This window comes from Marinobacterium weihaiense, from assembly GCF_019061305.1.
GTDB classification, from domain to species: Bacteria; Pseudomonadota; Gammaproteobacteria; order Pseudomonadales; family Balneatricaceae; genus Marinobacterium; species Marinobacterium weihaiense.
The window spans coordinates 197805-208817 of the sequence record NZ_JAHQZT010000004.1 but is presented as its reverse complement, the minus strand read 5'-3'; the positions used below and the strand labels follow the sequence as shown (position 1 = coordinate 208817).

Here is an 11013-nt window from a genome sequence, read left to right as displayed (position 1 = left end):
CGGACAACATTTTGCCGGAACTCGAAGCCCTTTGGATGAGTTATAAACGAGCAGCTACAGCCAAACTCCGATTCACATTAACGTCCGCTTTGTCTGCATAACACCCCCTGCCCTCCCTCTCAAAACGGCCACCACCAGGATGAGGACTTCAGGCTGCTCCTGCAGCCTCTGAGTTGTTCGCCATACGTGCGGGCGTTCGCGTCCACTTTCTTGGCCACGCCGATCAGCCAGCCCTTGCGGTTGTAGGTTTTCCGCTGCCAGCCCCCGTGCCCTTCGTGGTAGGCCAGATACTGGTTGTAGGCATCCCACTTGGAGATGCCCAAGGTCTTTTGTGATACATCGGCGTACCAGCCCATGAAGTCGACGGCATCGTCGTACTCGTCCCGGTCGGCGCCCCAGTTGCCCGTTTTCTCCTTGTACCAGTCCCAGGTGCCGTCCTTTACCTGGGCGTAACCGTAGGCGCTGGACACGCGCCACCACATGGGAATGCCCAGAAAGGTATCGCGGGGCGGGGCCGCATTATGCTTGAAGCTGGACTCCTGCCGCATGATGGCCAGCTGTACCTGAATCGGTAAGCCATATTTCTGTTCAACGTCCAGGGAGGCCTCAAACCAGTCCGGCTTTTCCCGAAAGATCCGGCAGGCGTTTTCCACGTTGGAGGGCGGTGTGGTCGCGCAGGACGCCAGCAACAGGGGGAGCGTCAGAAGTAACAGGGGCTTGTGCATAGGGGTGTCGAAAACTCAGCTGGAAAGGCGGGTCGGTCCAAGCGCTTCGGGCGGCCCCCTGCCTGGCAGGTTGGCCGCCCGAGCGTGCTGCATCAGCCGCGATCAGAAGCGCTTCTGATACCGGTGGCAGTACGGCACCTTGCCGGTGCGCACGTAGTAGTCCTGGTGGAACTCTTCGGCGCGCCAGAATCGGGTCATCGGCAGCACGCGGGTCACCACGTCCAGGCCCTGGTTTTCCAGCAGTGCGATCAGCTTTTCACTGGTGCCACGCTCTTCGTCGTTGTGGACAAAGATGGCCGAGGCGTACTGAGGGCCGATGTCCGGTCCCTGGCCGTTTTCCTGAGTGGGATCGTGGATCTCGAAGAACAGCTTGGCCAGGGTTTCGAAGCTGATCCGGGCCGGGTCGTAGAGCACTTCCACGGTTTCCAGATGGCCGGTCTGCTTGCCGCACACCTGTTCATAACTGGGGTTATCCACATGGCCGCCCATGTAGCCGGAAACCACGGAGACCACGCCCGGCTGCTGCTGCAACAGGTGCTCCACGCCCCAGAAGCAGCCGCCGGCAAAGTAGGCGGTTTTCAGTTCGCCGCCCTGCTGTTGGGCCAGTTCTTCGGCGCTAAGGAAGTTCATCGACAGGGAGTTGACGCAGTGGCGCACATTTTTGCGCGTCAGCATCTCGCCTTCGAACACATGGCCCAGGTGGCCGCCGCAGTTGGCACAGAGAATTTCGGTGCGGCGCCCGTCGGCATCCACTTCACGGCGGATGGCGCCTTCGATCTCGTCGTCAAAGCTGGGCCAGCCGCAATGGGACGGAAACTTGTCTTCAGAGCGGTACAGGGGCGCATCGCATTGTTTGCAGGTGTATACACCGGCCGCGAAATGCTCGTTGTACTCACCGGTAAAGGGACGTTCGGTGCCCTTGTGCAGGATCACATGGGCTTCTTCGGGGGTCAGTTTGTTGTAACTCATCGCTGCACCATCGGGTTGTGTGGCGGGTGGGCCTGATGATTGGGCCCGCCCGCGAGGCAAAAGGTTCCGCGGCTGCGGGGTGGCTTCAGTCCTTGGCAACGGTCAGCAGCCAGTCACGAATTTCCTGGCTGCTGTTCGCCATCAACGCGGAAAAGGCATCGACCACCTGGTCGATCTCCTTGCCGGCCGCCGGTTGCGTGCCTTCCAGCGCGCGCTCGGCCAGAATCCGGCGACTGTCCACTTCTACCAGCTGCAGATAACCGCGGATCACCGCCACTGGCTGGCCATCGCGGTACTCGCTCTGAAAGGCGTCCAGTCGGCTGACCAGTTCATAGCGCGCGGCCAGCCGCACCTCATCGCTGCTGACGTGGGCAAAGCGGCTGTCCTGTTGCAGCGCACTGACCAGGTAGTCACGCCAGAGCGTGGGTATGGTCGCGCCCCAGCGGGTGCCTTGATAGACGCTGACCGGCTGGTTTTCAGGCACCACCAGCATGTAGCTGCCGTTGAGCAGATCCTGTGCCTGGGGCCGCAGGATGCGCAGCTCGCTCAGCTGTACCTCGGCACGAGGGTGGACGCGTGTGCGGGCCTGAACCTGAGAATGCACGGCTGTTTCTGCAGCAGGCGTCAACGTCCAGCTTTGTACCGGTTTGGCGGCGGGCAGCAGACTGCAGGCGCCCAGCGTCAACGCCAGGCCGGCGATCAATGAGACCTTTCCAATGTGTCGCAACATGCTCAACCTCTCAGGGGGTAAATTCGTTGGCCGGGGCCTTGCCGGTCAGGTAACCGGCCGGATCTTCTTCCAGCCGCGCCAGGATTCGGTTCAGGGTGCCCAGGCTGCGCTGCAGCTCCTGCATCACCGGGCCGATCTCGGCCATGCCCTGGAGGCCGGAGTTCAAGGCACCGGTGTTCTGGCTCAGCAGCTGTTCCAGCTGCTGGCTGATCCGGGCCATGGATTGCATCGCTTGCTGCCCTTCTGCCAGCATGGGTTCGCCGCGCGCGGTCAGCATGCGATCGGCATTGGCCAACAGTTCGCTGGCATCGCGCATCACCGCCTGCGCCTCGCGGGCGGCCTGGGTCAATTCGTTGAGGGTCTCGCCCACCCCGGCACGGGATTCCACCAGCTCATCGGACACCTGCTCCAGGTTGTGGATAATCCGACCGATCCGGCCAATGTTCTCGGCTGACAACAACTGGGTACTCTGCTCTACCAGCGCGTTGACGTTGCTGAACAGGGTTTCACTGTTGCCCAGCAGGGAGCCGATGGCGGATGGCTCGGCCACAATGATCGGCGGTGAGTCCTCGGGGTCTGTCAGCGGCGGCGCCGCCGAATTGTCGTTGCTGAGCAGGATATTGGCCGCGCCGGTAATGTTGGCGATGGCCATTCGGGCACGGGTACCCTGATTGATCGGGGTGGCCGCGCTTACTTCCATATCGGCCCACACTCGGCGCGGATCCTTGGGGTCCAGCTGCAACTGGCGCACTTCGCCCACCCGCAGACCGTTGAACTGTACCAGACTGCCCACGGTCAGGCCGGTGACGGCCTCGTTAAAGACCACCCGGTAGGTGTTGGTTTCTTCCTGCTTGCCCGATTTCACCAGCCAGACGCCAAAGCCCAGCGCCAGCAGCAGCCCCAACAGGGTAAAGAGGCCAATCATTACATGATGCGCGCGTGTTTCCATGTCAGTTCCCCTGCACCGCCGAATAGGCGGCGCGGCCCCGTGGGCCATTGAAGTAGTTCTGTATCCATTCGTCGTCGTAGGCCGCGACCCGTTCGGGTGTATCCGCCACCAGCACCCGCTTCTGCGACAGCACGGCGATACGATCGCAGGCGGTCCAGAGCGAGTCCAGATCGTGGGTCACCATGAATACGGTCAGTCCCAGTGCCTTCTGCAGCGTCAGCAGCAGCTGGTCAAACGCGGCCGCGCCGATGGGGTCCAGACCCGCCGTCGGCTCGTCAAGGAAGACCACGTCCGGGTCCAGCGCCAGAGCCCGCGCCAGGGCGGCACGCTTGACCATGCCCCCGGACAGCGAGGCCGGATAAAGATCACCGGCATGGGACGCCAGTCCCGACAGCGCCAGCTTCACCTCGGCCAGCTCCTCGGCATCCTTGCGCGACAGTCCGGCATGTTCGATCAGCGGCAATGCCACGTTCTCGCGCACGGTCAAGGAGCTGAACAGCGCCCCGCCCTGAAACAGTACACCCATGCGCTGCTCCAGCCTGGCCCGCGCCCCGGCATCCAGCGTCAGCAGGTTCTGGCCAAAGAACTTGACCTCCCCCGCGCTGGGCCGTTTCAGCCCGACGATGGAGCGCAGCAGCACCGACTTGCCAGTGCCCGAGCCGCCCACCACGCCCATGATTTCGCCCCGGTACAGGTCCAGATCCAGGTGCTCGTGCACCACATTGCGACCGAAGCGGTTGCACAGGTCGCGTACTTCGATGATTGTGTCCCGGTTCACCAGCCCATCTCCATGAAGAACAGCGCGGCCACCGCATCGAGCAGAATCACCATGAAGATCGACTGCACCACGCTGGAGGTGGTGTGTCGGCCCACGGACTCGGCACTGCCGCTGACCTTGAAGCCTTCCATGCAGCCGATCACCGCCACCACGAAGGCAAAGATCGGCGCTTTCACCAAGCCAACCACATAATGTTTGATCGGCACGTCGGCCAGAATGCCCAGGTACTGGCTGATCGGAATATCCAGCGACACCAGCGACACCAGTGCGCCGCCGATCAGGCCCGACATCACCGCGACAAAGGTCAGCAGCGGCAAGGTAATCAACAGCGCCAACACCCGCGGAATCACCAGCAGCTCGATAGGGTTGAGGCCCAGCGTTCTCAGGGCGTCCAGCTCCTCGTTGGCCTTCATCGAGCCGATCTGGGCGGTAAAGGCACTGGCAGTGCGGCCGGCCAGCAGGATCGCCGCCAGAATGACACCGAATTCACGCAGAAACGCATAGGCCACCAGGTTGACGGTGTAGATCTCGGCACCGAACTCGCCCAGCACCGTGGCGCCGAGAAAGGCCACCACCGCCCCGACCAGAAAGGTCAGCAGCGCCACGATGGGCACCGCATCCAGGCCGGTTTGATGAATCTGATTGACCAGTGCAGTGATGCGCCAGCGCGAGGGCCGCAGCAGAATGCCGAACAGGCTTTGCAGCACCAGGCCGATAAACCCGCTGAGCTGCCAGAAGTGACGGCCCAGCTGCTCGGTCTGCTGCCCTAGCAGCGTCAGCGCCTGACGGATCGGTGAGATACGCTCGGCCTTGGGTGGCGGCTCACGCTTGAGGGCGCGGGTCAGCGTCTGCAGCAGCGCCCTGCGCTCCGGCTGCAGCTCGGTTTCCTGCGCCAGCATCTGCTCCAGCCGTTCGATGCCCAGCCAGTTCGCCAGTTGGGCCGCGCCGGCGGTGTCCAGTGCTGAGATGGTGTGCAGACGAATATCGGCTGCCGGCACCTCGGTACGTGCCAGCATCGCTTTCAATGCCGCATGTTGTGGCAACGTCCAGTTGCCCTGCAGCAAAACACGACCATCCTGTTCGCGGGTGATCTGCGGGGGGGATTCTTGAGCCGTACTAGGCATGATGTTCACTCTCCTGTGCAGAGGCTATTGTCCCCATGCATGGATACGGCTGCAAGCCCGACTGCCCCCTGTAATCACCCCCTGCCAGCCTGTATAATGCTCGGTTTGACCGAGCTGCCGAAGCTCCGTACCTCAGGGTACGTCGAGCACCCTGTCGGCAACCATCCGAGCGGCCACAAGATCAGAGATACGGACCCCAATGGACAAGACCTACCAGCCACACGAGATCGAGAAATCCTGGTATCAGACCTGGGAAGAGAAAGGTTACTTTGCCCCTTCCGGTGAAGGCGACGCCTACAGCATCATGATCCCGCCGCCCAACGTCACCGGCAGCCTGCACATGGGCCATGCGTTCCAGCACACCATCATGGATGCGCTGACCCGCTACCGCCGCATGCAGGGCCGCAACACCCTGTGGCAGGTGGGCACCGACCACGCCGGTATCGCCACTCAGATGGTGGTTGAGCGCAAGCTGGCCGCGGAAGAAAGCCTGACCCGCCACGATCTGGGCCGTGATGCCTTCATCGAGAAGATCTGGGAATGGAAGGAAGAGTCCGGCGGCACCATCACCCGCCAGATGCGCCGTCTGGGCAACTCCGTGGACTGGCCCACCGAGCGTTTCACCATGGACTCCGGTTTCTACCGTGCCGTGCAGGAAGTGTTCATCCGCCTGTACGATGACAAGCTGATCTACCGTGGCAAGCGCCTGGTCAACTGGGACCCGAAACTGCACACCGCCATCTCCGATCTGGAAGTGGAAAACCGCGAAGTCAAAGGCAAGATGTGGTACCTGCGCTACCCGCTGGCCGATGGCGTGAAAACCGCGGCCGGTGAAGACCACATTGTGGTCGGCACCACCCGTCCGGAAACTCTGCTCGGCGACACCGGTGTGGCGGTGAACCCGGAAGACGAACGCTACCAGAGCCTGATCGGCAAGTTTGTCGAACTGCCGCTGGTGGGCCGCCGTATCCCGATCGTGGCCGACGAACACGCCGACATGGAAAAGGGCACCGGTTGTGTGAAGATCACCCCGGCGCACGACTTCAACGATAACGAAGTCGGCAAGCGCTGTGGCCTGCCGATGATCAACGTGCTGACCCTGGACGGCCATATCCGTAAGGAAGCCCAGACGTTCAACACCGATGGCAGCGACAACAAGGACATCGATCCGAGCCTGCCGGAAGCCTATCAGGGCCTGGAGCGCTTCGCGGCGCGTAAGGCTGTCGTGGCTGATATGGAAGCCGCCGGCCTGCTGGTGAAGATCGAAGAAAACAACATGACCGTGCCCTACGGCGACCGTGGCGGCGTGGTGATCGAGCCGATGCTGACCGATCAGTGGTTCTGCGACGCCAAGACCCTGGCCAAGCCGGCGATCGAAGCGGTCGAGAACGGCGACATCAAGTTCGTGCCCAAGCAGTACGAGAACATGTACTTCGCCTGGATGCGCGACATTCAGGACTGGTGCATCTCCCGTCAGCTCTGGTGGGGTCACCGCATCCCGGCGTTCTACGATGCCGACGGCAATGTCTACGTGGCTGCCGACAAAGACGCTGCGCGTCAGAAATACAATCTGGACCCGGAACTGGAACTGCGTCAGGACGACGACGTACTGGACACCTGGTTCAGCTCCGCGCTCTGGACCTTCGGCACTCTGGGCTGGCCGGAAAACACCGAGCGCCTGAAAACCTTCCACCCGACCGATACCCTGGTCACCGGCTTCGACATTATCTTCTTCTGGGTGGCGCGCATGATCATGATGACCATGCACTTCATGAAGGACGAAGACGGCAAGCCGCAGGTGCCATTCAAAAACGTCTACGTCACCGGCCTGATCCGCGACGAGAACGGCGACAAGATGTCCAAGTCCAAGGGCAACGTACTCGACCCGCTGGACATGATCGACGGTATCAGCCTGCCGGATCTGCTCGAGAAGCGTACCGGCAACATGATGCAGCCGCAGCTGGCCGAGAAGATCGGCAAGCGCACCGAGAAGCAGTTCCCGGAAGGCATCGCCGCCCACGGCACCGACGCCCTGCGTTTCACCCTGACGGCGCTGGCCTCCACCGGCCGTGACATCAACTGGGACATGAAGCGTCTGGAGGGCTACCGCAACTTCTGTAACAAGATCTGGAACGCCGCCCGTTACGTGCTGAGCAACACCGAAGGTCAGGACTGCGCCCAGAACAATGAAGAAGTCCTGCTGACCCTGGCCGACCGCTGGATCATCAGCAGCCTGCAGCGCACCGAAGAGACCGTGATCAAGCACCTGGACGAGTACCGCTTCGACCTGGCCGCGCAGACCCTGTACGACTTCATCTGGAACCAGTACTGCGACTGGTATCTGGAGCTGTCCAAGCCGGTGCTATGGGACGAGTCCGAAGGTGAAACCGACGAAGAGAAGGAGCGTCTGGCCGCCCTGCGTCGCGGTACCCGCGGCACCTTGGTTCGCGTACTGGAAGCGATCCTGCGTCTGTCCCACCCGCTGATGCCGTACATCACCGAAGAGATCTGGCAGCAGATCAAGGGCTTGGCCGGCAAGGAAGGCGACACCATCATGTTGCAGAGTTACCCGCAGCCGGTGGCCGAGCTGATCGACGAAGCGGCCGAAGCCGACATCGAATGGCTCAAGGACGTCATCGTCAGCGTGCGCAACATCCGTGGCGAAATGAACATCGGCCCGGGCAAAGAGCTGGAAGTACTGCTGCATAACGGCAGCGACGAAGACTTCCGCCGTGTCCAGGAAAACTACGTTGCCCTGACCAAACTGGCCAAGCTGAGCGAGATCAAGTGGCTGGAAGCGGACGAGGAAGCCCCGATGTCCGTCACCAAGCTGGTCGGCAAGATGGAAGTACTGGTGCCGATGGCGGGCCTGATCGACAAGGACGCCGAGCTGGCGCGTCTGCAGAAGGAGCTGGATCGTCTGACCGGTGAAATCAAGCGCGTCGAAGGCAAGCTGTCCAACGAGAAGTTCGTCGCCAACGCGCCCGAAGCCGTTGTGGCCAAGGAGAAAGCGAAGATTGCCGATGCCCAGGCGGCATTCGACAAGCTGAAGGAGCAGTACGCCAAGATCGAGGCGCTCTGATCCTGCTCGCAGCATTGCACTCTGGGGCCGGCATTTGCCGGCCCCGTTTGTATTCCCCCGCCGCTTTCCTATTTCCCGTTTTGAACAATACTTGAGGGATACGCAGGCTTCATCAGCCCTGCATATCACACGCACTCAAAACGGAGAATCGCCATAGCTACCTGGTATGTCGTCGCCGATGCCGCCAAGGCACGCATCTTTCAGCAGCACAGCCACAAGGATGCGCTGGACGAAGTCCATACGCTGGTCCACCCGGAGGCTCGCTCACCCAACGCGGCCCTGACCAGCGACAGCCCCGGATCACAGGCCAACGGCGGCTCGGGCAGCCACGGCATGACGGAGAAGGTGTCGCCCCGTGAAGCCGAGGACCAGCGTTTTGCCCGTGAAGTGATCGACCAGGTGCGCCAGGCGTTGAACACCAATCAGGTGCGCCAGTTCTACATGGCTGCGCCGCCCCATTTCCTCGGCCTGCTCAGAGGCGCCATGGATGACCGTGTGTCCAAGGCCCTGGCCGGCGACCTGGACAAGAACCTGTCCAAGGCCACCGCCGAGGAGGCACTGGCGGCGTTCAAGCCCAGGCTGAGCTGACAGCGCTCAATCGCGGTTGCGCACCATATCCGCCACCGCAAACAGCGGCTGTTTCAGCATCTGCTTAAGCTCATCATCGGCGCCGATCTGTTCCAGCGCCCTGTCCATGCACCATAGCCACTGATCGCGCTCCACCGGCCCGATGGCATAGGGCTTATGCGGGTTGGTCATGCACATGGAGCCGTATTTTTCGGCATAGATCGGCGGCCCGCCCATCCAGCTGATCAGATACTCGGCCAAGCGCTCCTTCATCGGCGCCAAATCCGGGCCATGCATGGCACGAATCCCTGCCGCTTCCGGGGCCCTATCCATGTAATCGTAGAAAGCGGCCGTGAGGCGGCGAATGCCGGTGTCCCCCAGGGCTTCATAGGGTGTTCTGTACTGCGTCATGGCGGTTTCTCGGTCTGTTGTTGTTATCGTTCCAAACATAAAACAGCTGCCGCGTCGCTCAAAGCTTCAAACGGAGGATGCTCACGAGGTGATGACCCAGCTCAGCCCCCGGCCGTTCATGGCTTGACGGCCGGAACGTCTACAGGTTCCATGGGGTTTATGCTGATAGCACTGACAACAAGGAGTGAGCAATGTTTGAACTGACAGGCCAGACCGCCCTGGTCACCGGTGGTGCCAAGGGCATCGGCAAGGGCATCGCCGGCGCACTGGCCAAGGCCGGCGCACGGGTGGTCATCGCTGATATCGATACCGAGCAGGGTGCAGCGACAGCGGCTGAATTGGGTGGTCACTTCATCCGCTGCGATGTGACATCTCAAGCCGACTGCCGGGCAGCCGTGGCGGAAGCGGTCAAACTGGGCGGTTCACTGGAGATTCTCTGCTCCAACACCGGCATTTTCCCCCAGGCGCGTCTGGATGCGATGACCGAAGCCGACTGGGACCAGATGCAGAACATCAACCTCAAGGGCATGTTCTTCATGGTACAGGCGGCACTGGAGCCGATGCGCCAGCAGCGCTACGGCCGCGTCGTCATCACCTCGTCGATCACCGGTCCGATCACCGGCTTCCCGGGCTGGAGCCATTACGGTGCCTCCAAGGCCGGCCAGCTGGGCTTCATGCGCAGCGCCGCCCTGGAAGTGGCCAACGAAGGCATCACCCTCAACGCCGTGATGCCCGGCAACATCCTGACCGAAGGCCTGGCCGATCAGGGAGACACCTATCTGGATCAGATGCGTGCCGCCATTCCGACCCATACCCTGGGCGAGCCCGAGGATATCGGTCATGCGGCCTGCTTCCTGGCCTCACGGGAAGCGCGCTTCATCACCGGCCAGCAAATCATTGTCGACGGGGGCCAGATCCTGCCCGAGTCACCGGATGCCATTGAGTAAGCGCGGCAAGCGGTTATGCCTGCTGGCGGCATCGGCTTTGCTGATGCCGCCAGCCTGGCTCTGGTTTACCCTGCTCAGCCCCTGGGGCTATCAGCCACCCACAGGGCTTATGCCCGTACAGCCTAATAGCCGCCATGAGGTATTCGTTTACGGCACCTTGACTCACGCCTGGGTACGCTGGCTGGTCACCGGCGATGCACTGCCTGCACAGCCCGCCACCCTGCCCGACTACCGCCGCGAAGGCCTCAACCTGGCACCAGAGCCAGGTGCCAACACCCCGGGCCTGCAACTGAGCGTAACCGCAGAACAGCTCATCGCACTGGACCGTTACGAACGCCTGGGCATTCGTTACCAACGCGTCTGTCTGCCACTCGCCAGCGACCGATATGCCTGGGTCTACACCCGCCTGCCCGCCTCAGGACACCAGCTTGAGCCCGACCAGAGAGCACAGCAGCATTGCCAGAAAGAATAACCGCAGGCCACTGGCCGGATCGCCAAAGAAGACAATCCCCACCAGCACGGTGCCGATCGCACCAATACCGGTCCAGGTGGCATAGGCCGTGCCCAGCGGAATACTGGCCATTGCCTTGGTCAACAGGACAAAGCTGATCGCACCCATGATGACAAAGGCGATCGACGGCCCCAGCTTGCTCAACCCTTCTGATTGCTTCAGCGCAACCGCAAACCCAACTTCAAACAATCCCGCAAACAACAGATACAACCAGGCCATA

The 11013-nt window shown here is 61.8% G+C and carries 12 protein-coding genes; 4 read left to right on the top strand and 8 right to left on the bottom strand.

What is annotated here, in order from left to right; translation table 11 throughout:
* Window positions 1-119: 119 nt before the first annotated feature.
* The 6 genes from KTN04_RS04840 to KTN04_RS04815 all read right to left on the bottom strand — a co-directional run bounded on the left by KTN04_RS04840 (window position 120) and on the right by KTN04_RS04815 (window position 5275).
* Window positions 120-725 carry a transglycosylase SLT domain-containing protein gene (locus KTN04_RS04840; RefSeq protein WP_217334071.1) on the bottom strand — a complete coding sequence of 202 codons (606 nt, stop codon included), beginning with the start codon at window positions 723-725 and terminating at the stop codon, window positions 120-122.
* A gap of 102 nt (window positions 726-827) precedes the next feature.
* Window positions 828-1694 carry a bifunctional methionine sulfoxide reductase B/A protein gene (locus KTN04_RS04835; protein ID WP_217334070.1) on the bottom strand — a complete coding sequence of 289 codons (867 nt, stop codon included), beginning with the start codon at window positions 1692-1694 and terminating at the stop codon, window positions 828-830.
* Window positions 1695-1779: 85 nt separating this feature from the next.
* A complete protein-coding gene (locus tag KTN04_RS04830; protein ID WP_217334069.1) occupies window positions 1780-2424 on the bottom strand; it encodes an ABC-type transport auxiliary lipoprotein family protein in 645 nt (214 codons plus the stop codon).
* Between the two features lie 10 nt (window positions 2425-2434).
* Complete coding sequence (locus KTN04_RS04825; RefSeq protein WP_217334068.1) at window positions 2435-3373, bottom strand: MlaD family protein; 939 nt, start codon at window positions 3371-3373, stop codon at window positions 2435-2437.
* 1 nt (window position 3374) lies between these two features.
* The gene (locus KTN04_RS04820; protein ID WP_217334067.1) at window positions 3375-4151 is read right to left on the bottom strand and encodes an ABC transporter ATP-binding protein; all 777 of its coding nucleotides are present in this window, start codon (window positions 4149-4151) and stop codon (window positions 3375-3377) included.
* Window positions 4148-5275 carry an MlaE family ABC transporter permease gene (locus KTN04_RS04815; protein ID WP_217334066.1) on the bottom strand — a complete coding sequence of 376 codons (1128 nt, stop codon included), beginning with the start codon at window positions 5273-5275 and terminating at the stop codon, window positions 4148-4150. Before KTN04_RS04815 ends, KTN04_RS04820 begins: the two co-directional genes overlap by 4 nt.
* A 199-nt stretch (window positions 5276-5474) precedes the next feature.
* On the opposite strand from KTN04_RS04815, the gene KTN04_RS04810 reads away from it, so the two are divergent.
* Both KTN04_RS04810 and KTN04_RS04805 read left to right on the top strand, forming a co-directional pair.
* Window positions 5475-8357 carry a valine--tRNA ligase gene (locus tag KTN04_RS04810; RefSeq protein ID WP_217334065.1) on the top strand — a complete coding sequence of 961 codons (2883 nt, stop codon included), beginning with the start codon at window positions 5475-5477 and terminating at the stop codon, window positions 8355-8357.
* A gap of 87 nt (window positions 8358-8444) precedes the next feature.
* On the top strand, window positions 8445-8945 hold the full coding sequence (locus KTN04_RS04805) for a host attachment protein (RefSeq protein WP_217334088.1): 501 nt from the start codon (window positions 8445-8447) through the stop codon (window positions 8943-8945).
* Between the two features lie 6 nt (window positions 8946-8951).
* Here KTN04_RS04805 and KTN04_RS04800 read toward each other — a convergent pair whose 3' ends face one another.
* Window positions 8952-9335, bottom strand: a complete 384-nt coding sequence (locus KTN04_RS04800) for a group II truncated hemoglobin (protein ID WP_217334064.1) — start codon at window positions 9333-9335, stop codon at window positions 8952-8954.
* Between the two features lie 191 nt (window positions 9336-9526).
* Here KTN04_RS04800 and fabG point away from each other — a divergent pair, with 191 nt between their 5' ends.
* Window positions 9527-10282, top strand: a complete 756-nt coding sequence (gene fabG, locus KTN04_RS04795) for a 3-oxoacyl-ACP reductase FabG (protein ID WP_217334063.1) — start codon at window positions 9527-9529, stop codon at window positions 10280-10282.
* Window positions 10269-10754 (top strand): gamma-glutamylcyclotransferase family protein, encoded by a 486-nt coding sequence (locus KTN04_RS04790; protein WP_254262369.1) that lies wholly within the window; start codon window positions 10269-10271, stop codon window positions 10752-10754. The genes fabG and KTN04_RS04790 overlap by 14 nt, the downstream gene beginning before the upstream one ends.
* Here the strand turns inward: KTN04_RS04790 and KTN04_RS04785 are convergent.
* Window positions 10698-11012 carry a DMT family transporter gene (locus KTN04_RS04785; protein WP_217334062.1) on the bottom strand — a complete coding sequence of 105 codons (315 nt, stop codon included), beginning with the start codon at window positions 11010-11012 and terminating at the stop codon, window positions 10698-10700. The two genes, KTN04_RS04790 and KTN04_RS04785, sit on opposite strands and share 57 nt — an antisense overlap.
* Window position 11013 lies beyond the last annotated feature (1 nt).

Excerpts from the sequence above, each read along its gene's own strand:
- KTN04_RS04840 (WP_217334071.1), bottom strand. The coding sequence starts at position 725 with ATGCACAAGCCCCTGTTACTTCTGACGCTCCCCCTGTTGCTGGCGTCC.
- KTN04_RS04835 (WP_217334070.1), bottom strand. The coding sequence starts at position 1,694 with ATGAGTTACAACAAACTGACCCCCGAAGAAGCCCATGTGATCCTGCAC.
- KTN04_RS04830 (WP_217334069.1), bottom strand. The coding sequence starts at position 2,424 with ATGTTGCGACACATTGGAAAGGTCTCATTGATCGCCGGCCTGGCGTTG.
- KTN04_RS04825 (WP_217334068.1), bottom strand. The coding sequence starts at position 3,373 with ATGGAAACACGCGCGCATCATGTAATGATTGGCCTCTTTACCCTGTTG.
- KTN04_RS04815 (WP_217334066.1), bottom strand. The coding sequence starts at position 5,275 with ATGCCTAGTACGGCTCAAGAATCCCCCCCGCAGATCACCCGCGAACAG.
- KTN04_RS04810 (WP_217334065.1), top strand. The coding sequence starts at position 5,475 with ATGGACAAGACCTACCAGCCACACGAGATCGAGAAATCCTGGTATCAG.
- KTN04_RS04800 (WP_217334064.1), bottom strand. The coding sequence starts at position 9,335 with ATGACGCAGTACAGAACACCCTATGAAGCCCTGGGGGACACCGGCATT.
- fabG (WP_217334063.1), top strand. The coding sequence starts at position 9,527 with ATGTTTGAACTGACAGGCCAGACCGCCCTGGTCACCGGTGGTGCCAAG.
- KTN04_RS04790 (WP_254262369.1), top strand. The coding sequence starts at position 10,269 with ATGCCATTGAGTAAGCGCGGCAAGCGGTTATGCCTGCTGGCGGCATCG.
- KTN04_RS04785 (WP_217334062.1), bottom strand. The coding sequence starts at position 11,012 with ATGGCCTGGTTGTATCTGTTGTTTGCGGGATTGTTTGAAGTTGGGTTT.